Source organism: Saliphagus sp. LR7, from assembly GCF_003344565.1.
Taxonomy (GTDB): Archaea; Halobacteriota; Halobacteria; order Halobacteriales; family Natrialbaceae; genus Saliphagus; species Saliphagus infecundisoli.
The window spans coordinates 59,208-77,425 of the sequence record NZ_QPND01000003.1 but is presented as its reverse complement, the minus strand read 5'-3'; the positions used below and the strand labels follow the sequence as shown (position 1 = coordinate 77,425).

General features: G+C 69.1%; 17 protein-coding genes. 7 read left to right on the top strand and 10 right to left on the bottom strand.

Features of this window, described 5'->3' with window-relative positions; genetic code table 11:
- Positions 1 to 72 precede the first annotated feature (72 nt).
- Both DVH23_RS05340 and DVH23_RS05335 read left to right on the top strand, forming a co-directional pair.
- Positions 73 to 1,077, top strand: a complete 1,005-nt coding sequence (locus tag DVH23_RS05340; RefSeq protein ID WP_114576408.1) for a Gfo/Idh/MocA family protein — start codon at positions 73 to 75, stop codon at positions 1,075 to 1,077.
- Positions 1,074 to 1,838, top strand: a complete 765-nt coding sequence (locus tag DVH23_RS05335; protein WP_114576407.1) for a sugar phosphate isomerase/epimerase — start codon at positions 1,074 to 1,076, stop codon at positions 1,836 to 1,838. The genes DVH23_RS05340 and DVH23_RS05335 overlap by 4 nt, the downstream gene beginning before the upstream one ends.
- Here DVH23_RS05335 and DVH23_RS05330 read toward each other — a convergent pair.
- The gene (locus DVH23_RS05330) at positions 1,820 to 3,139 is read right to left on the bottom strand and encodes a CapA family protein (RefSeq protein ID WP_157972337.1); all 1,320 of its coding nucleotides are present in this window, start codon (positions 3,137 to 3,139) and stop codon (positions 1,820 to 1,822) included. The genes DVH23_RS05335 and DVH23_RS05330 overlap by 19 nt on opposite strands.
- Before the next feature lie 92 nt (positions 3,140 to 3,231).
- Between DVH23_RS05330 and DVH23_RS05325 the strand changes: the two genes are divergently transcribed.
- From DVH23_RS05325 to DVH23_RS05315, 3 genes are all read left to right on the top strand, one after another.
- A complete protein-coding gene (locus DVH23_RS05325; RefSeq protein WP_114576405.1) occupies positions 3,232 to 4,824 on the top strand; it encodes an amidohydrolase family protein in 1,593 nt (530 codons plus the stop codon).
- A gap of 62 nt (positions 4,825 to 4,886) precedes the next feature.
- Entirely contained in the window at positions 4,887 to 5,621 is a 735-nt protein-coding gene (locus DVH23_RS05320; RefSeq protein WP_114576404.1) for a fumarylacetoacetate hydrolase family protein, read from the top strand.
- Between the two features lie 2 nt (positions 5,622 to 5,623).
- Complete coding sequence (locus DVH23_RS05315; RefSeq protein WP_114576403.1) at positions 5,624 to 6,835, top strand: aminotransferase class V-fold PLP-dependent enzyme; 1,212 nt, start codon at positions 5,624 to 5,626, stop codon at positions 6,833 to 6,835.
- Positions 6,836 to 6,873: 38 nt separating this feature from the next.
- Here the strand turns inward: DVH23_RS05315 and DVH23_RS25235 are convergent, their stop codons facing one another.
- From DVH23_RS25235 to DVH23_RS05290, 6 genes are all read right to left on the bottom strand, one after another.
- Positions 6,874 to 6,981: a rubredoxin-like domain-containing protein gene (locus DVH23_RS25235; protein WP_394342622.1), complete on the bottom strand. Its 108-nt coding sequence runs from the start codon at positions 6,979 to 6,981 to the stop codon at positions 6,874 to 6,876.
- 257 nt (positions 6,982 to 7,238) lie between these two features.
- Complete coding sequence (locus DVH23_RS05310) at positions 7,239 to 8,069, bottom strand: PIG-L deacetylase family protein (protein WP_114576402.1); 831 nt, start codon at positions 8,067 to 8,069, stop codon at positions 7,239 to 7,241.
- Positions 8,070 to 8,107: 38 nt separating this feature from the next.
- Complete coding sequence (locus DVH23_RS05305) at positions 8,108 to 8,830, bottom strand: sugar phosphate isomerase/epimerase (protein ID WP_114576401.1); 723 nt, start codon at positions 8,828 to 8,830, stop codon at positions 8,108 to 8,110.
- A 59-nt stretch (positions 8,831 to 8,889) separates the two neighbouring features.
- Entirely contained in the window at positions 8,890 to 11,313 is a 2,424-nt protein-coding gene (locus DVH23_RS05300) for an alpha/beta fold hydrolase (protein ID WP_114576400.1), read from the bottom strand.
- Positions 11,314 to 11,359: 46 nt separating this feature from the next.
- A complete protein-coding gene (locus DVH23_RS05295; RefSeq protein ID WP_114576399.1) occupies positions 11,360 to 12,334 on the bottom strand; it encodes a Gfo/Idh/MocA family protein in 975 nt (324 codons plus the stop codon).
- Entirely contained in the window at positions 12,331 to 13,287 is a 957-nt protein-coding gene (locus tag DVH23_RS05290) for a Gfo/Idh/MocA family protein (RefSeq protein WP_114576398.1), read from the bottom strand. Before DVH23_RS05290 ends, DVH23_RS05295 begins: the two co-directional genes overlap by 4 nt.
- 82 nt (positions 13,288 to 13,369) lie before the next feature.
- Here DVH23_RS05290 and DVH23_RS23495 point away from each other — a divergent pair, with 82 nt between their 5' ends.
- The gene (locus DVH23_RS23495; RefSeq protein WP_157972336.1) at positions 13,370 to 13,513 is read left to right on the top strand and encodes a hypothetical protein; all 144 of its coding nucleotides are present in this window, start codon (positions 13,370 to 13,372) and stop codon (positions 13,511 to 13,513) included.
- A gap of 122 nt (positions 13,514 to 13,635) precedes the next feature.
- Here the strand turns inward: DVH23_RS23495 and DVH23_RS05285 are convergent, their stop codons facing one another.
- Positions 13,636 to 14,985 carry a hypothetical protein gene (locus DVH23_RS05285; protein ID WP_114576397.1) on the bottom strand — a complete coding sequence of 450 codons (1,350 nt, stop codon included), beginning with the start codon at positions 14,983 to 14,985 and terminating at the stop codon, positions 13,636 to 13,638.
- Between the two features lie 47 nt (positions 14,986 to 15,032).
- Positions 15,033 to 16,247, bottom strand: coding sequence for a threonine ammonia-lyase (gene ilvA, locus DVH23_RS05280; protein ID WP_114576396.1), 1,215 nt, complete (start codon positions 16,245 to 16,247; stop codon positions 15,033 to 15,035).
- A 118-nt stretch (positions 16,248 to 16,365) separates the two neighbouring features.
- On the opposite strand from ilvA, the gene DVH23_RS05275 reads away from it, so the two are divergent.
- The gene (locus DVH23_RS05275) at positions 16,366 to 17,127 is read left to right on the top strand and encodes an IclR family transcriptional regulator (RefSeq protein WP_114576395.1); all 762 of its coding nucleotides are present in this window, start codon (positions 16,366 to 16,368) and stop codon (positions 17,125 to 17,127) included.
- Between the two features lie 253 nt (positions 17,128 to 17,380).
- Here the strand turns inward: DVH23_RS05275 and DVH23_RS05270 are convergent, their stop codons facing one another.
- A complete protein-coding gene (locus tag DVH23_RS05270; protein ID WP_114576394.1) occupies positions 17,381 to 18,145 on the bottom strand; it encodes an AAC(3) family N-acetyltransferase in 765 nt (254 codons plus the stop codon).
- Between the last annotated feature and the right edge of the window lie 73 nt (positions 18,146 to 18,218).

Genomic DNA, 18,218 nt, shown 5'->3' with positions numbered 1-18,218 from the left:
CGTCGGTTCGATGCGTGCGGACGTCTGCCGTATGGCGCAGGTTTTTATGCCGGCCCCGACATTCGGCGAGCGATGACCGGAGACACGACGATCGGAATCGTCGGCCTGGGCACGATCGGCCGGATCCACGCCGAGCGCCTGGCCGACCTGGGTGCCGACCTCGCCGGCGCCGACCTCGCGAGCGAACCCCGCGAGGCCTTCGCCGCCGAGTTCGAGGTTCCGACGTACGAGGACCACGAGGCGCTGCTCGAGGCGGGTGTCGACGCGGTCGTGGTCGGCGTCCCCAACCGAGTCCACGAGGAGGTCGCCGTCGACGCCCTCGAGGCCGGCGTCGACGTCCTGCTCGAAAAGCCCCTCGCTCACTCCGTCGAGAGCGCCGAGCGGATCGCGCGGGTCGCCCGCCGCTCCGAGGGGTTTTGTACCGTCGGCTTCACGATGCGGTACTCGGGGTTGACCGAGCGGGTCGTCGACCTCCGCGAGTCGGGCCGGTTCGGCTCGATCTCACACGTGAGCGTCGACTACCTCCGCCGCGGAGGCATCCCCGGCGGCGGACGGGGCTGGTTTACGAATCCGGACCTCGCCGGCGGCGGCGTCTTGATGGATCTCGGCGTCCACGTCATCGATCTCGCGCTCTTCGTCATGGGCTACCCCACAGTCGAGGAAGTCAGCGGCCAAACCCGCTCGGAGTTCGGCGACTACGACGTCGAGGATTCGGCGACGGCCCTGTTGCGCTGTGAGGGGGGTCGGACCGTCTCCGTCGATACCTCCTGGCACGGCACGTCGGAACCGTCCCAGGACTGCGTGGTCCGGGGGACCGAGGCCGGCGCGGCCTTCGCCGTCACCGAGGACGACCTGACGCTCGTCGATGCCGACCCCGACGCCGGAAGCGAGACGATCGCCGTCGAGACCGGCGACATGCACCTCGCGGAGGACCGGACCTTCCTCGAGAGCGTCGCGGGCGAACGCGAGCCCGCCGAAACCGTCGAGGAGGCCCTGACCGTCCAGCGGGTGATCGAGGCGATCTACGAGTCGAGCGAACGAGGGAACGCGGTCGTCGTCGAGGGGGGAAACCGATGAACGTCGGCCTCTGTACGATCTCCGCGAAGGAGCGAGAGGTCGAGGAGGTGATCGACCTCGCCGCGGACGTCGGCTACGACGGCGTCGAGATCTGGGGGAAAGACCACGTCGCCGATACCGACCCCGAACGGATCGGCGAGGCGGCGGCCGACGCCGGTCTCGAGATCCCGACGTACGGCTCCTATCTCCGGTGTGGGAGCGAGGAATTCGACGACGAACTGAGCGAGGAACTCCCCATTGCCGAGGACTTGGGAAGCGACATGATCCGGGTCTGGGCGGGCAGCCAGGAGTACGGCGACCACGACGAGGGTCATTGGAACCAGGTCGTCGCCGACCTCGAACGGGTCACCGAGGCTGCATCCGACCGCGGCCTCTCGGTGACCGTCGAGAAACACGCGAACACGGTGACTAACGATTTAGAAGGCGCCCGCCGGCTGATCGAGGCAGTCGACCACGAGTCCTGCGGGCTCAACTATCAACCCGGCTTTTCGATCCCCGCCGCCGAACTCGAGCGGGAGGCCCGGGCTCTGGAAGCGATCTCGAACCAGCTTCACCTCCAGGGAACCTACGAACGAAGCGGGAGCGAGCGGGCGCCCCTCGCGAAGGTGTACTACGATCTCGAGGCCGTCCTCGATCCCTTCAGCGATTTCGAGGGGTACGCCAACGTCGAGTTCGTGACCCAGGACCGCTCGTACCGGGAGGCGATCGCCGCCGACCTCGAGACGGTCCGGTCGCTGGTCGGCTACTCGCGTTCGGCCTGAGAGAGCAGTAGCTGGGCTTCCTCGGTGATCTCGGGCGTCCGGAGGTCCTCCGTCTCGCCGGTCAACACGGCCAGCGCCTCGGTCATCAGCCACCGGTGGGACTCCATCCTGACGACCGTAAGCAGGGTGAGGACCTCCCGGCGGCGGGCCTCGACGTCCCACAGCGGCCGCTGGGCCGCCGGATCGTGGGGGTTCGCCCGCGCCCGGGGGACGTTCAGCCCACAGCCGGTGTGGAGCCAGTTCGAGTACCGCTCGTAGAACAGCCGGATCGCGACCTCCTGCCAGTACGGTCCCGGGTTCTCGGCAGCGATTTCGGCGATCCGGCGGAGGTAGGCCAGACGGTCGGCCCGGTCGTGGCTCCGCTCCCGTCGTTCGGCCTCGCCGAAGGGGTGGACGACTCCCTCGACGGTCTCGACCGGTACCAGATCGATCCCGACCGGCTCGCTCCCTCGGAACTCGAGTTCGGCCACCAGTCCCCACGCGGTGTTCTCGGCGTCGGCCATGCCGTCGAACAGGAAGTTCCCGAGGCTATAACAGATCGCGCCTCCGCCATACCGTTCCCACCCCTGCGGGACGTGGGGGTGGTGGCCGATCACCATGTCGGCACCGATATCGACGAACTCCCGGAGGAGGTCCTGCAGTTCGGGTGCGGGGAAGGGAGCGTACTCGACGCCGGCGTGGACCACCGCGATGACCGACTCGTGCGCTCGATCTGCGTCCCGGATCGCCTCGCGGGCCCGCCGGTGGGCGAGCCAGGCCGCGCCCGCGCTCGATTCGCCCGCGACGTTGAACTCCCGCTCGCAGACGTTGACGACGGCGATAGAGTCGCCGCCACGGGCGACCGCGAGGGGCTCGTACGCGCGCTCGAAGTCGGGACCGACGCCGACCGTTTCCAGGCCCTCCGCTTCGAGCGCCTCGACCGTCGATTCCACTCCCCCGGGACCGAAGTCCCCGACGTGGTTGTTCGCGAGGGTGGCGGCGTCGAAGCCGCTCTCGGCGACCGCTTCCGGGGCTTCCGGCGGGTTCTCGACGGTCGGCCCGCTCTTCGGGACTGCTTGTGCGCCCTCCCCGACGACCGGCGCCTCGAAGTTGACGATCGAGTACTCTGCGTCCAGGATCCGGTCACGGATCGCTGGCGAGATGGTCGTCTCCGCCGTCGGTGGTTCCTCGCGGGCCAGGGCGTAGTCGCCGGCGACGAGCATCGTCCACGTTTCGTCCGCTCCCGGGTCGGCCGCACGTTCGCCGTCCGTCAGGTCGATCCGCGGCGGGTCGGTCCCCTCGCGCCCTCCATGTCGCTCCATACTGCCCGTTCGCTCGGCGCCCGACATATAGTTTCGTGCCGAGCGCGGACGCGGGACGGTGGATTTAGGATGTCCGGGGCGGAGGACGAACCATGACTCTCGATCTTCTCGTCGAGAACGCACGGATCGTCGACGGTACTGGTGCGCCCTGGTACCGGGGGGCGGTCGGCGTCGCCAACGGCCGGATCGACCGCATCGTCCGCGAACCCGATCCCGAACTGGACGCCGAAACGCGGATCGACGCCGGCGGGAGCGTCCTCGCGCCGGGATTCATCGACGCTCACTCCCACTCCGATCTCGAACTCTTCTCCGATCCGACGCTCGCGCCGAAGACCCGCCAGGGGATCACCACCGAAATTCTGGGCCAGGACGGGTTCTCGATGGCGCCACTGTATGGCGAAACGGGCCCCTTCAGAGAATATCTGAGCGGGCTCGCGGGTCGTCTCGACGGCGGGTGGTCCTGGGAGTCGATGGGGGAGTACCTGGAGGCGATCAAGGAGTCGGGGCTCGCGCCCGACGTCGCGACCCTCGTCGGCCACGGCACCGTCCGCTACGAGGTCCTGGGGATGGACGAACGCACGCCCGACGAGAGCGAACTCGAGGAGATGGCCGCCCTCGTCCGGGAGGGACTCGAGGCGGGCGCGGTCGGGTTCTCGACCGGACTCGTCTACACCCCGCAGGTCCACGCCGATACCGAGGAAGTCTCCCGGCTCGCGGGCGAACTCGCACCCTACGGTCGGCCGTTCGTCGCCCACATCCGCAGTGAAGGGCGGTGGATCTGGGAGGCGATGGACGAGTTCGTCGATATCGGCGCCGACCTCGGCGTTCCCCTCCACGTTTCGCATTTCAAACTCACCGGCGCGGCCCAGCAGGGGAAGGCCGACCGGCTGATCGGCCACGTCGAGAGCGCCCGCGAGCGCGGCGTCGATATCACTGCCGACCAGTATCCGTATACTGCGGGTTCGAGCATGCTGACCTCGCTGCTCCCGCCGTGGGTTCCCTCGAGCGACTTCGAGGCCCTGCGCGAGACCCTCTCGGATCCCGACCAACGGGAGGAGATCAGACGGGACATCGAGGAGTGGCGGATCGACGGCTGGGAGAACGTCGCCGGGAAGACCGGCTGGGACGCGGTCGAGCTGACGAACCTCGCCTCCGTCGCGTTCGCCGAGGAAGAGGGCCGGTCGATCGAAGCGATCGCGACCGACCGGGGTGAGCGCCCGGTCGACGTCCTCTGCGAGGCAATCCTCGCCGAAGAGGGGGAGGCCGCGATGATCGCACACGGGCTGGCCGAGGACGACATCCGGGAGATCATGGGAAGCGACCGGGTCGCCATCGGCACCGACGGCCTCTTCGGCGCCCGCCCGCACCCGCGGGTCTATGGCACTTTCCCCCGCGTGCTCTCGCGGTACGTCCGCGAGGATGACCTGCTGGGGCTAGAGGAGGCGGTTTTCAAGATGACCGCCCTCCCGGCCCGCGCGATGGGGCTAGAATCGAAGGGCCTGATCCGGCCCGGACTCGATGCCGACCTCGTTGTCTTCGATCCCGCCGTCGTCGACGACCGGGCGACCTTCGAGGAACCCGCGACCCATCCCCTCGGAATCGAGCACGTCTTCGTGGACGGCGAGGCGGTCGTCCGCGACGGCGAGGTCACCGGTGCGCTCCCGGGGAGCGCGATCCGTGCGTAAGACGGGCGAAAGTCGGCCGTCCCGACCGAAAGAACGTTAACGGCCCGCGCGAATCCTGGCCCATGCGCACGGCCCGATTCACCGATCCGACCGGCTACACCCGCTCCGGCATCCTGACCGACGACGGCATCGAGACGACCGGTCGGACCTACGACCGCGAGGACGTCGACCTCCTCGCCCCGACCGAGCCCACGAAGATCGTCTGCCAGGCCGGGGGCTACATGGACCACCGCGAGGAGTCCGGCTTCGAGGATCGCCCCGAGAGACCGGAACTGTTCCTGAAGACGCCCAACTGCGTCCTCGGCCCCGGTGACCCGATCGAGTTGCCGCCCGGACGCGACTCCGTGGAGTTCGAGGCCGAGTTCGGCATCGTCATCGGCGCCCAGTGTCGGGGCGTCAGCGAGGAGGCGGCGATGGACGTGGTCGCGGGCTACACCTGCGTCAACGACGTCTCGAATCGCGACGACCAGGGCGAGGAGCGAAACTGGGTCCGCGGGAAGGCCTTCGACGCCTCCCTCCCGATGGGGCCGGTCGTCGCGACCCCCGACGAAGTTCCGGAAGACGCCTCCCTCACCCTCAGCCTCAACGGCGAGACCCGCCAGGAGACCACCCGCGAGCACATGATCTTCTCGGTCCCCGAACTCGTCGCCGATGTCTCCGAGCTGCTCACCCTGGAGCCGGGCGACGTCATCGCGACGGGTACCCCCTACGGACCCGACGAACTCAGCGATGGCGACACGGTGGAAGTCGAGTTCGAGGGCGTCGGAACCCTGGAAAACCCGGTGATCTCCCGATAACCATGGCGGGCGAGGAGACGATCTACGACGAGCTGGGAATCCCGCCGGTCATCAACGCGACCGGGACGAAGACCCGGATCGGCGGGACCCTCATCAGGGAGGAGTCCCTCGACGCCATGAACCGAGCGGCGGAGGCGTTCGTCCGCATTTCGGACCTTCAGCAAGCCGCTTCCGAGCGGATCGCCGACGCGACCGGCGCCGAGGCGGGTTACGTCACCGACGGCGCGAGCTCGGCCCTGACGCTCGCCGCCGCGGCCTGTATCGCGGGCGACGACCTCGGGACGATGGCCCGGCTACCCGACACGGAAGGCGTCGCCGACGAGATCGTGATGCCCCGAAGCCATAGGAATGGTTACGACCACGCGCTCCGTCTCGCGGGCGCCGAGATCACCGACGTCGGGGGCAGCGACTACGACCTGGGAACCGGCTCGGAGAACACCGAACTCTGGGAGATCGCAGACGCGATCGGCGAGGACACCGTCGCGGTCGCCTACATGGCGAAGCCGTTCACCCGCCCGCCGCTCCCGGAGGTCGTCGATCTGGCCCACGAAGAGGGGGTCCCGGTGATCGTCGACGCCGCGGCCGAACTGCCCCCCACGAGGAACCTTTCGCGGTTTATCGAGGAGGGCGCCGACCTCGTCGCCTTCAGCGGCGGGAAGGCGATCCGGGGCCCCCAGTCCTCGGGCATCCTCGCCGGTCGCGGGGATCTGATCCGGTCGGTCGCCCGCCAGCACCTCGATATGCATGCCGCGGGCCCGGCCTACGACCCGCCCGAGGAGTTGGTCGGAGCCGACGACCTCCCCGGCGTCCCTCGCCAGGGGATCGGCCGGTCGATGAAGGTCGGCAAAGAGGAGATCGCCGGCCTGATCGCCGCCCTCGAGGCGTTCCAGGCGGAGGACGACGAGGCGGTCCTCGGTGAATGGCACGACCGCGCCCAACGGGTCGCCGACGGCCTTGCGGGGATCGCGGGACTCTCGGTCAAACTCGCCGGCGGCGAGAAGACCGAGGCGGTGACGACGGTCGTCGCGACCGTCGAGGAGGGAGCGCCGACCACGGCCGCCGACGTGGTCGCGGGACTGCGCGGGGAGAACCCCCGGATCTTCGTCGGCGCCGACGATCTCCACGACGGGCGGTTCACGGTCAATCCCCGATGTCTCGCCGACGACGAAGTCGAGACGGTCGTCGACCGGATCGTGGCCCGTCTCGAGGGCTAACGGTCTCTCGGTCGTCGACCCGACGGACGCTGCCGGGGCTACATCGGCTCCCGACAGATGAGACAGACGTCCGGCTCTTCATCGGTTACGTGCGTGTATTCGCAGTTAGAGCACCTCCAGACCGTGCGATCGTCAGAATCTGGCATGATATGGCGTACACTGGTCGTCCTGAAGACGGTGTGGGAGCCGGGGATTATTGCTGGTCCCTGGCCCCGCGACGGTACGGCCGACAGGTTCCCGGTCACGGCAGGTGGTGGTCGTCACACGATACGGTCCCCAGTGTACGGCTCCCCAGCCGCGGTACGTATCCTGAGGACGGCGGAGCCTACGAGGGACCGAATAATAGCTCTCCCCTTACCGGGGCATGTTGCCACATCTCTCGATCCGGATTCGACCCGAGTCGTCAGCCGTCGCGATCGGTTTCCGGACGGACGTTCGCGCCGTCGAACAGGTCCCCAGCGAGGTCGTCGTCGAGGGTCCCGCCGTACTCCGAGACCTCGAAGGCCTCGGCGTACTCGACCTCCCCGGAGAGCAGGTCCCCGAAGCGATCGGCCGCCTCCCGCATCTCCGCGAGCGAGGCGAGGGGATCGGTCTCGAGCCACGCGCGCCGGCGGTCGGGGTCGTCGGGGACCTCGTCGAGTCGACCCGTGTTGTAGGGGAGCCACTCGTACACCTGGGACTCGTGGCAGTCGAGCATCGCGTACTTCCGGTCGACCATCTCGGAGGGGATCCGAACTGCGACGTCCGGCTCGAAGGGATAGGGTCGCTCGAAGGTGTCGAGCAGGTACGCGAACACCGGATTGGTGTCGAGGGCGGGCGTCCCCGGACAGACGTTCGGGACGGTGACCATGTAGGCGGCGTCCCGGACGAGCTGTGAGGTGTAGCGGTGGTCGGGGTGGTAGTCGTTGGGCCGGTGTGTCAGAACGAGGTCGGGCGACAGCCGGCGGATCAGCCGGATCAGCCGCTCGCGGCGCTCGAGGGTCGGCCGGAGCCGACCGTCGGGCGCGTCGAGCACCTGATAGTCGATGCCGGCGATCTCGGCCGCCGCGGCAGCCTCGGCTTTCCGGCGTTCGACGAGTTCGATCCCGCCCTGTTCGTGATGGCCCGCGCGCCCGTCGGTCGTCGAGACGAAGGTGACGTCGTGGCCCGCCGCCGCCGAGCGACAGGCGAAGCCGCCGGCGCGGATGTCGGCGTCGTCGGGATGGGCTCCGATAACAAGTACCGTCCTCTTCATGCCCGAACGGTGGCGGGACCCGACCGAAAACCTTGCGGTTAGACCAGCACCTCGGCGAACCGATCGACGGTCGCCGGCGGGTCCGCGCTGGTGCCGTGTTCGGCGACGACCCACTCCGCACCCGCTTCACGGCCCGCCTCGAGGCAGGCGTCGAGATCGACCTCTCCGGTGCCGTACTCGACGTGGTGTGTGTCGGGCGAGCCCGCGCGGGTGTCGGTGAGGTGAAGGAGCGAGAGGCGGTCGGCGTACCGTTCGATCAGGGAGAGGGGATCGACGCCCGCGTGGGCCGCGAGCCCGGTGTCGATCTCGAGACCGACCCGGTCGTCGGTCGCCTCCGCGAGCAGGTCGAACGCGCTCTTCTCCTCGAGACGGTCGAACTCGAAGGTGTGGTTGTGGTAGTGGACCGTCGCGCCCTCGCTCTCGAGGCGGTCGGCGAGCGCTGAGAGGCGATTCGCGGCCTCCTCGACGCCCTCGCGGCTCTCGAAGGCCTCCGGGTCGTGGGAGGGAACGACGAAGCGGTCACAGCCGAGGTCGCCGTAGCTCTCGAGGACGCCCTCGGGATCGGACTCGAGGTCGTCGATGGAGACGTGGGCGCCGGCGACCGCGAGGTCGTGGAGGTCGAGCAGTTCCGCGACCTCGGCCGGCGCGTGACCGTCGAGTCCCGCGAACTCGACGCCGTCGAAGCCGGCCCCGCCGACCCGGGAGATGGCGGGCTCGAGCCCCTCCCCGCGCAGCGTGTACAGTTGGACTGCCGTGTGCATGACGGGACCGACGGGAGGAACCGCCTAAAGCGTTCACCCGATCCGCCACCGAGTCGCGATCACCCGTTTCTGGCGAGCCAGTCGAACACCCGGGCCCGTCGCTGGGTTTCGATCGCGGCGTGTTCGGGGATAGTCTCGTCGTGGAGGCGTGCCTCGTGGTAGTCGAACGAGAGGAGGTCCTCGGGCGCCCACACGTCGAAATTCCCCCCGGCGTCGTAGAGGTCGTACACCTCCCGTGCGGCTTCGGTACACCGGAGGACGTCCGCTTGGGGATGGGTCCAGTCCATCGAGGGCGCGACCGCGAGCGCGGGACGGGGTGCGATCGAACCCAGGACCTCATCGAAGTCGATCGGGGTTCTTCGGGGGGCGTCCCGGAAGTGGCCGAGGCGGGGCTGGAGCCCGTGGAGGTGCGAGAACCTCCCGATGACCGCGTTCTCGCGTTCGGTCTCGGCGTCGCTCCCCCGGAAGTGGGGGAGCCCACAGACCGAGGCGACGCTCCGGATCCGGTCGTCGAGGGCGGCGGCGTAAAGCGAGACCGTCCCGCCGAGCGAGTAACCCAGAAGCGAGATCCGTTCGGCGTCGACAAACTCGAGGGCGGCGAGGCTCTCGACGGCCGCGAGCGCGTCCTCGACGAACGCACCCATCTTCGACCAGTCGGGGTGGCGCTCGTAGAACCCCTCGGCCTCCGTGATCCGGGTGCCGAATCCCGGCAGGTCGAAACAGCACAGGGCGAACCCGCGATCGGTCGCCTCCTCGATCGGGACCTGTCCCCGCCCCGCGGCGCCGTAGCCGACGTTGTACGAGTAGGGATGGAGCCAGACGACGACCGGGTGGGGGCCGCTCTCCGCGGGGCCCTCGTCGCCTCCGTCTCGAGGGTAGTAGAGATCGGCCGAGAACCGTTCCCCAAAAGTATGGGACGGCGACAGCCAGCACTTGCCGATCTCGTCCGTGGATTCCGGTCGACCGATCACGTCGTGGCGATAGTCGGAAGTCCCCCATCCCCGAAGGACGGTTTCGGTGTCGTCTTCGGGCACCATCGGCGCCCGCGGCGGTGCCTCGCCGAGGCTCCACTGGAGGCGCTCACGGACCGCCGCTTCTTTTCGCTCCCACCCCGCGACGCTCTCGATGGGGCCGTCGTCTCCACCCTCGTCCGATCCAGCGAGAAGGAGGTCCTCGGGTCCGCGTTCGGGGAACTCGCTGGTGTCAAGGGGATGGGAGTCGGCCCACTCCTCGAAGGAGAACTCGTGATAGAGCCGCGTCGGGTCGTCGTACTCGCCGCGGTCGAACGCGCGATCGAAGAAGTCGAGGATCGCCTGGACGTCGCGGGTCGTTCTCGCATGTCTGCCCTCCCGGTACTGAAGCGCGAGGCCGTCGCCGGCCCCGAAAAGGTCGTACGCCGTCTTCGCAGACTCGTAGACCTTCTCGACGGCCCACCCGCTCGTCGTCCGCTCGTTTTTCGCGGTCTGGAGCAGGCACGCTCTGGGAGCGACGAGCGAGACCAGGGAGTTGGCGTCCACGGGTAAGCGGTTCTCCCGGCCGACGAAGAAGCGCCACCGGGGATGAAACCAGCTTCGCCGAAGGCGGGCGTGAAGCGCCATGTCGCCCGCGTAGAAGTCGTCCCGGTCGAAGCGGGCGGGGACGGTCGCGCCGCTGCCGGCCGAACAGGGCGCGACCGCATCGATCCGCTCGTCGAAGGCGGCGGCGAGCAGCGACTGCTTGCCGTTTCGGGACGCTCCGGTGAGCGCGATCCGGTCGTCGTCCGCGTCGGGAAGGTCCTCGAGATAGTCCACCGCGCGGCTCGCGGCCCACGCGCGGCGGGCGAGCAGTTGGAAGTCGTATTCCTTGTACTGCTCGCCGTAGTCGGCGGCGTCGTCGCGGCCGTCGGCCGCGGCGTAGACGACGGCGAGAAACCCCCTGCGGACGGCCATCGCGGCCCAGTCGCGGTGGGTCCACTGCGTCATGAAGACGGGAAACGGGCCCTCGCCGTCGGGCACCAGGAGCCGGAGGTCGAGCGTGAGTTCCTCCCCATCGGGACCAAAGGAGAGCCGGACGTCCCGGACGGTTGCGCTTTCCGCCCTCCGGCGGTCGAGTTCGGTCGCCTCGACCTCGCCGGGAGCGGGGGGCATCCGTCCGTAGAGCCAGTGCTGGAGCTGGTGGCCGATCCGTTCGCGCTGATCGGCCCACTCTTCCCGGGAGGTGATCCGCGAGCCGTCGGCGAGGTTCTCGAGGGGGTCGGGAAGCGCGGCCGTGGCGGGCAGGGCCTCGAAATCGGGCGGGAGCTCGCCCGTCCGTTCTTGCCACTCCCGCCAGCTATCGTCCCGGTGGGAGAGTCGAGAATCGGAGCCGTGTTCGTCGGCCTCAAGCGCGAGCAACGGGCGGAGCTCCTCGAGATACGCCTCCCGGCGGGCGCGTTCGTCGGGCGAATCGGGCTCGCCAGCGACCCGATCGGGGTGCAGCGGGTAGTCCTCGGGGGTCGGATACATACGGGGAGGCTCGGGGGCAGGAGTAAAGTCGTTTCGCCGATCGCCGTCAGCGCTCGGCGACGGCGACGGCCTCTCCGGTCTCGGCGGACTCGTAGGCGGCTTCGACGACCGCGACCGCGGCGAGGCCCTCGTCGGGCGTGATCTCGGGGTCGCGGCCCTCACGAACGCTCTCGACGAAGTCGGCGATCAGGTCGGCGTCAGCGTCGGGGCCGTAGAACGCCGTTCCGACGCCCGACTCGGTGGTATGGACGACCGACTGGTCGGTGTAGTCGATGGCGACCGTCCCCTCCTCGCCGACGAGTTCGAGGGTCGCGTCGCCCCAGGTGTGCCAGGCGTCGGGCTTGCTCCAGGAGCCGTCCAGGAGGAAGGGAGTGCCGTCTGCGAGTTCCATCGAGAGCACGTTGACGTCGTCGACCGCGATGTCGTGGAATCGGGTATCGACCTCGGCGTAGACCTCCGCGACCCGCCGGCCGGTGAGGTGGGTCGCCAGATCGACGATGTGGACCGAGTGGTCCATCACGGCGCCCCCGCCCGCGCGGTCGGGGTCGGCGAACCAGCCGCCGGGCATCTTCCCCCGGTTGGTCCCCGACAGCGCCCGAAGCGACCCGATCGGGTCCTCGGCGAGGCGTTCGCGGGCGCGTACGGCAGGGCCACAGAACCGCAGGGGCATCGCCACGCCCGCGACGATCTCGGTCTCCTCCCAACAGTCGACGATGGCGCGGGCCTCGGCGACGGTGGGCGCCAGCGGCTTCTCACAGAGGACGTCCACGCCCGCCCTCGCGGCCCGCTCGAACCACTCGCGGTGGGAGGCGTTTGCCGCACAGATCACACCCGCGTCGATCGACTCGAGGAGCCGGTCCGCGGGGAGATAGTCGGTCCCGTAACGGTCGGCGGCCTCTCGACCTCGCTCCTCGTCGCGGTCGGCGACGCCCACGAGTCCGCAGTCCTCGCGGCCGGCGAGCAGGCCGGCGTAGGCGTCGGTGTGGGAGTGCGCCGCCGAGAGGATCCCGACGCGGATCACGCGACCACCTCCTCGGGCGCGACGTGTTCTCCGAGGTCGGCCGAGCGCTCGGCCGCGAGCGCGAGCCGGAGCGCCTCGATCGCCTCGTCGGGGCCGACAGGAGGTTCTTCGCCCGCCCGGAGCGTATCGGCGAACGCCTCGAGCTCTCGCCGGTAGCCGTCCCGCTCGAAGGCCCGATCGACGGTCTCGCCGTCGGCGGTCCACTCGCAGTACGGCGACCCCTCGTCGCTCGCGAACTCGACCATCCCGTCCGAACCGGCGAGCTCGAGTTCCGTCGTGAGGGTCCGGCTCTCGGGCTGGGCCCACGACCCTTCGACGTAGCCGACCGCGCCGTTCGCAAAGCGGAGCGTGACGAACCCGTGTTCTGCCCGCTCCTCGCGCGTACGGCGGGCGAACACGCGCTCGACCTCGCCCCAGCACCATCGCAGGTAGTCCAGATCGTGGATCGCCAGATCGACGAACAGCCCGCCGCTCTTCTCTCGATCCGCGAACCACTCTCCCCAGTCGGGAAACGGCGAGAGCCGCCGCGCGCGGGCGACCCCCGGCTCTCCGATCTCGAGTCCGGCCGCTTTCCGGTATGCGGGCAGAAAGCGGACGACGTGGCCGACGCCGAGAGCCACCCCCGCGTCCTCGGCGACCGCTCGGATCTCCTGGGCCTCCTCGATCGAGGCCGCGATCGGCTTCTCGAGGAAGATGTCGAGCCCGCGGTCGGCCGCGGTTCGAACGATCTCGAGATGGGTGTGGGTCGGGGTGCAGATATCGAGGTAGTCGATCTCCTCCCGATCGCAGAGGGCCTCGACGCCGGTGTAGGCCGCGCTCTCGAGGCCCAGGTCGTCGAGAAAACCCTCGGAACCGCTCGGCGAGGCGACCCCAGCGATCTCACAGTCAATCCCGTCGTACGCCTCCGCGTGGGTGCGGGCCATGAATCCGGCGCCCGCGATACCGACTCGCATACCGGACCCACAGCCGGCGGGGTTATGAACGGTTCGGTGGCCGGCGAGCCTGCGGTGACGCTCGCCCGAGTACGACCGGTTCATGTTCTACGCCGACGGCGACGACCCCGCCGTTCGCGAACTCGTCGAGGCCGTCTCCGGGGCCGACGACCGGGGAGACGGCGGGCTCGTCGGCACCGACTGTGTCGGCGGCTCCGGCTCCGACCGGAAGACCTCGACGCGGTGAGCCCGCGAGACCCTGGGCGCGACCGGGCTCACCGTCGAGGCGACGCCCCACGGCTCGCCGCCGATGGAACGCTACCGCCGTGCGGGCGCGAGCTTCGTCGAGGGGCTCGCCGCGGTCTTGGATTAGTACTCCCGGCGGTCGCACCGAACCCGGTCGGCGACCGCCGTCGCTCCGCCCAGCACTCGCTCCTCGACGTCGGGCCGGAGCGGGCCCGGGAAGGCCGTTCGCCGAACGACCTCGCCGCCCTCGTACCCCCCTTCGTGGATCGCCTGTGCGGTCGGCACGTAGGTGAATTCCGCGTTCGTGTAGCCCGCGACCCAGACCGGCCCCGGAAGCCGCTCTTTGAGCTTCAGGGAATAGCCGACGAGGACCTCGCCGCCCAGTCCCAGGAGCGTGAGGTCGTCGCCGAAGCCGAGCCCCTGGATCGGGTAGGGGTGTTCGGTTCGGATCTCGCCGTGCTCGTCGAGTTCGGCGAGCAGCGCATCCGCGCGCACCCGGAGGTATCGTCGGTCGCTCTCGGCCATCTCCTCGAGTTCGGCCCTCTCGGGAGGGTCCTCGAAGGCGATCGGCCGTTCGACCAGCAGCGCCTGCAGGGGTCCCCGGACGGGCTTCCGACGGGACTCGACGGCGGCCCGGACCGCGGTCGCCGCCGTCTCGCCGTGACGTCTCGCGAGGGCGAGTTCCCGGCGCGGGTAGGGGTTCTGGTCGCCGGCAGCACCTTGGAGGAAGAGGGCGGTCGCCTCCGGATACTCGGATTCGATCTCCCGGCGGGCGAAGCCGGCCCAGTCGCCACAGTAGCGCTCGATCATGACCGTGGTGGTGTGACAGGCGTAGCCAAAGAGGATCGCCCGGATCCCCGTCTCCTCCTCGCTTCCTTCGTTTTCGTCTCTCTCCTCGCTCTCGGCGACCAGCACCGGCACCTCCGTATCGACCGGTCCGTCGGGGTTCGGGACGTGGGCAACTCCCTCGGGGACGGGCAGTCGCCTGTTCGTCCCGAACCCACACCGGGCGTGGCTGTAGGAGAGCGTCGCCGGTTCCCGGTCGTCGAGGGCCTCGCCGACGACCCCCACGAGGTCGTCGATCAGCCGTTCGCGATAGTCGGCCGCGCGCTCGTGGTAGGGTCCCTCGTCGGCGTACATGTCGAGTTTGAACTCGCGGAACTCGGGCCCGCAGTGGGTGTGGGTCGCCGCGAGCAGCAGGGCGTCGGGCTCGAGGCCGTACGCCTCCGTACACCTCCGAGCGACTCGTTCACGGATCTCCCGGGTGACGAAGAGGAGTTCGACGCTGGCGACCACCGCGACCCGCTCGCCGTCGTCGATCGCCACGACCCGCGCAGAGAGGTCGTGGACCTGCCCGTCCGCTGGCTCGTCGCGTTTGGCGAAGCCCGCCATCCACATCGGCTCCTCGGGGGTGATCGTCCGGGTCGCGGTTCCCACGTGCCACTTCTCGCCACCGTTCGCTGCCCGTGTCATGGTTTTCCACGGGATCGGCGCCGATCCCGATAAGTCTGTCCCGCCCGCTAATTGATCTGGGTCACTTCGTACCCCTGGGCCTCGACGTCGGCGACGATCCGAGCGGCGTGGTTCTCGCCGCTGGTTTCGACGAGAAAGATCAGGAACGCCTCGCCGACCGAGAGCTCACCGTCGGCGCGGTAGTGGTGGACGGTCCGGATGTTCGCACCCAGGTCGGCGATCCGTTCGGAGATCTCGGCCATCTTTCCGGGGCCGTCGTCGATCCGGACCCGCAGACGAATGAGCTGTCGGCGCGCGGTCAGCTCGTGGGTCAACATCGTCTGGAGCATCGACATGTCCATGTTACCTCCCGAGAGCACCGGGACGACCGTCTCGCCGGCCACGTCGAGTCGATCCGAGAGCAGGGCGGCGACCGGCGCGGCACCGGCACCCTCGACCAACTGCTTTGCGCGCTCTAAGAGGACGACGATCCCGGTCGCGAGTTCGCCCTCCGAGACCGTCACGACGGAGTCGACGTGTTCCTCTATCAGCGAGAAGGTGAGTTCGGAGATGGCGCCCGTGGCGATCCCGTCGGCGATCGTTCCCACGTCGTCGGTCGGCACCGGCCCGCCCTTCGCCAGACTCTCGGGGACCGTCGCGGCCGCTTCGGCCTGGACGCCGACGATCCGGAGGTCCCGATCCGCGAGCGCGGCGCCGATCCCGCCGATCAGGCCGCCGCCGCCGATCGGGACGACGACGGTGTCGACGTCGGGCACGTCCTCGACGAGCTCGAGTCCCAGCGTCCCCTGACCGGCGACGATCGCGGGGTCGTCGAAGGCGTGGACGAACTCGGTTCCTGGCTGGTCGGCGAGCGTCCGTGCGTGATCCATGGCGGCCCCGAAGTTCACGCCCTCGAGGACGACCTCCGCGCCGTAGGAGCGGGTCGCGTCGATCTTGCTCTGGGGGGCGGTCGTCGGCATCACGATGGTCGAGGGAACGCCGGTTTCGGTCGCCGCCAGCGCCACTCCTTGTGCGTGGTTGCCCGCACTGGCGGCGACGACCTGCTCGACTCCCTCGCGGTCGGCGACGTCGGCGAGTTTGGTGTAGGCCCCGCGGGTCTTGAACGAGCCCGTCCGCTGGAGGTGTTCCATCTTGAGGTGGACCTCGGCGCCGGTCATCGTCGAGAGCGATCGGCTGTACTCGATCGGGGTCGGCTGGACGACGTCGGTGTCCGCGAACCGTTCGCGCGCGGCGGCGACGTCCCTGCCACTGATCGCCGGCATACCATCCGAGTGGGGCGGAACCGACTTAGTAGTATCCGTCGACTCCGGAGCCGGAACCCCACGATCGTTTTGCCCTACCAAACATTTATCCGGGTCGTGATCCCATACTCCGGTAAGGATGACCGAAGCAAAGAATCCGGTTCAGGCGGTCCAGCGGACCCTCGACGTCCTCGACGTGTTGCGGGCGACGGGCGGCGCCCGCGTCACCGAGGTCGCGAGGGAGGTCGGCGTCTCGAAGGGGACGGTCCACTGTCACCTAGCGACCTTAGAGGAGAACGGCTACGTGATCAAGGAGGGCAACGAGTACAAGCTCGGCCTGCGCTTTATCGACCTCGCACACCACGCGAAGGATCGGATCGGGATCTTCGACGTCACGACCTCGGAGGTCGATACCCTCGCCGAGGAGTCGGGCGAGCTGGCGCTTTTCACCGTCGAGGAGGAAGGCGAGGGGATCTGTCTCTACACCGCCGAGGGCGAGAACGCGGTCCGGACGGAGATCTACGTCGGCTACCGCAACGACCTCTATCACACCGCCGTCGGGAAGGCGATGCTCGCCCACATGGCCGAGGAGAAACGCGACCGGCTCATCGCCGACATGGAATTCGAGCAACTCACCCCGCGGACGATCACCGACGAATACGTCCTCCGCGAGGAACTCGAGGCGATCCGCGAGGAGGGGATCGCCTACAACCACGGCGAGACGATCCAGGGACTGGTCGGCGCCGGCGCGCCGATCCGCGACCAGGACGGCACGGTCTACGGCGCCGTCAGTATCATCGGCCCCGTCAGGCGGATGGGCGAGGAGCGCCTTGAGGGCGAGATCCCCGAGATGATCCGGCGGGCGGTCAACATCATCGAGATCAACATTACCTCGCTGTGACCGCGGCCGGCTTCCTGTTTAGAAACGGGAAACACGGGCTCGCCCGGCCCGGCCACGAACGGGGGAAATCGAGCGTTCAGATTACGAGCGTACGACTGTAATCGACTTCGTCTCGAGACGCCAGCGCCGGTCGAAACGGCCGCCCACGCGGGCACGGCGACGGTACCCTGCGGCTCGTTTGAAGCAACGAAACGTTCGACGGTCGGCCCGCCGACCTCCGACCCGGACCCGACGCGGTTCCGGCGAGGACTGATCACTCGGCGAGGCGGCGTCTCGCGTACGCACACCGCTCGCAGTCGGGAACGTCACAGAGCAGGAAGCCGGGATCGGTCTCGAGGAGGCCGGCGACGAGCCCGAGGAGTTCCGGGCCGTCGACGAGTCGAACCGTCGCCGCGCCGACCCTGCCGACCGACTCGAGGCCGAGGCGGCGTGCGACCGCGCCGGCACTCTCGAACCCCCGCGAGCAGTGGACGCGGTTGACCTCGACGGTCTCCGTTTCACCGTCGGTTCGGCGGGTCGTCTCGGCGGTCTGGTCGCGGTAGGGAAGGCCCGCGAGCCGTTCGGCGACGTGGAGCGTCGAGTTCGCGGTGTGATCGACGCCACAGAGGAGGATCGAAGCGCCGTCGGCGACGACGCGGTGGATCGGGCTCCCCGGACCCAGCGAGTTGCCGGGCTCGTGGCCGGCGACGTAACGATCGGCCTCCGGTCCCCGCACGGCGACCGACTTCGTCGGGTGGGAGCTCCGGACGACGTCGGGACGGGTCCGGAACGTCTCGGTGATCGCCCCGACGGTCGAGGGCGAGCCCTCGTGGTCGTAGGGCTCGTCGTACCGGGTGAACGTCGGCATCGCGACCGTTCCCCGCTCGCCAACGGCATCGAACAGCGCGTCGACCACTGCTTCCGCGCCGTCCTCGACGCGCCCGAGGCTCGACAGCGAGCCGTGGACGACGAGAGCGTCGCCGTCCTCGATTCCCAGCCCCCTGAATCCGCCCCTGATCTCCGCGCGCGAAAGCGCCATGGCGGCGTTCGGTCGCGCCCGAGAATAGGTCTTGGGGTGACCAGCACACCTATTACTCCGCCCGCAAAACCGC

What these genes read in the sequence shown, in the direction of transcription:
- DVH23_RS05340 (WP_114576408.1), top strand. Translation starts at nt 73, where the DNA reads ATGACCGGAGACACGACGATCGGAATCGTCGGCCTGGGCACGATCGGC.
- DVH23_RS05335 (WP_114576407.1), top strand. Translation starts at nt 1,074, where the DNA reads ATGAACGTCGGCCTCTGTACGATCTCCGCGAAGGAGCGAGAGGTCGAG.
- DVH23_RS05330 (WP_157972337.1), bottom strand. Translation starts at nt 3,139, where the DNA reads ATGGAGCGACATGGAGGGCGCGAGGGGACCGACCCGCCGCGGATCGAC.
- DVH23_RS05325 (WP_114576405.1), top strand. Translation starts at nt 3,232, where the DNA reads ATGACTCTCGATCTTCTCGTCGAGAACGCACGGATCGTCGACGGTACT.
- DVH23_RS05320 (WP_114576404.1), top strand. Translation starts at nt 4,887, where the DNA reads ATGCGCACGGCCCGATTCACCGATCCGACCGGCTACACCCGCTCCGGC.
- DVH23_RS05315 (WP_114576403.1), top strand. Translation starts at nt 5,624, where the DNA reads ATGGCGGGCGAGGAGACGATCTACGACGAGCTGGGAATCCCGCCGGTC.
- DVH23_RS25235 (WP_394342622.1), bottom strand. Translation starts at nt 6,981, where the DNA reads ATGCCAGATTCTGACGATCGCACGGTCTGGAGGTGCTCTAACTGCGAA.
- DVH23_RS05310 (WP_114576402.1), bottom strand. Translation starts at nt 8,069, where the DNA reads ATGAAGAGGACGGTACTTGTTATCGGAGCCCATCCCGACGACGCCGAC.
- DVH23_RS05305 (WP_114576401.1), bottom strand. Translation starts at nt 8,830, where the DNA reads ATGCACACGGCAGTCCAACTGTACACGCTGCGCGGGGAGGGGCTCGAG.
- DVH23_RS05300 (WP_114576400.1), bottom strand. Translation starts at nt 11,313, where the DNA reads ATGTATCCGACCCCCGAGGACTACCCGCTGCACCCCGATCGGGTCGCT.
- DVH23_RS05290 (WP_114576398.1), bottom strand. Translation starts at nt 13,287, where the DNA reads ATGCGAGTCGGTATCGCGGGCGCCGGATTCATGGCCCGCACCCACGCG.
- DVH23_RS23495 (WP_157972336.1), top strand. Translation starts at nt 13,370, where the DNA reads ATGTTCTACGCCGACGGCGACGACCCCGCCGTTCGCGAACTCGTCGAG.
- DVH23_RS05285 (WP_114576397.1), bottom strand. Translation starts at nt 14,985, where the DNA reads ATGACACGGGCAGCGAACGGTGGCGAGAAGTGGCACGTGGGAACCGCG.
- ilvA (WP_114576396.1), bottom strand. Translation starts at nt 16,247, where the DNA reads ATGCCGGCGATCAGTGGCAGGGACGTCGCCGCCGCGCGCGAACGGTTC.
- DVH23_RS05275 (WP_114576395.1), top strand. Translation starts at nt 16,366, where the DNA reads ATGACCGAAGCAAAGAATCCGGTTCAGGCGGTCCAGCGGACCCTCGAC.
- DVH23_RS05270 (WP_114576394.1), bottom strand. Translation starts at nt 18,145, where the DNA reads ATGGCGCTTTCGCGCGCGGAGATCAGGGGCGGATTCAGGGGGCTGGGA.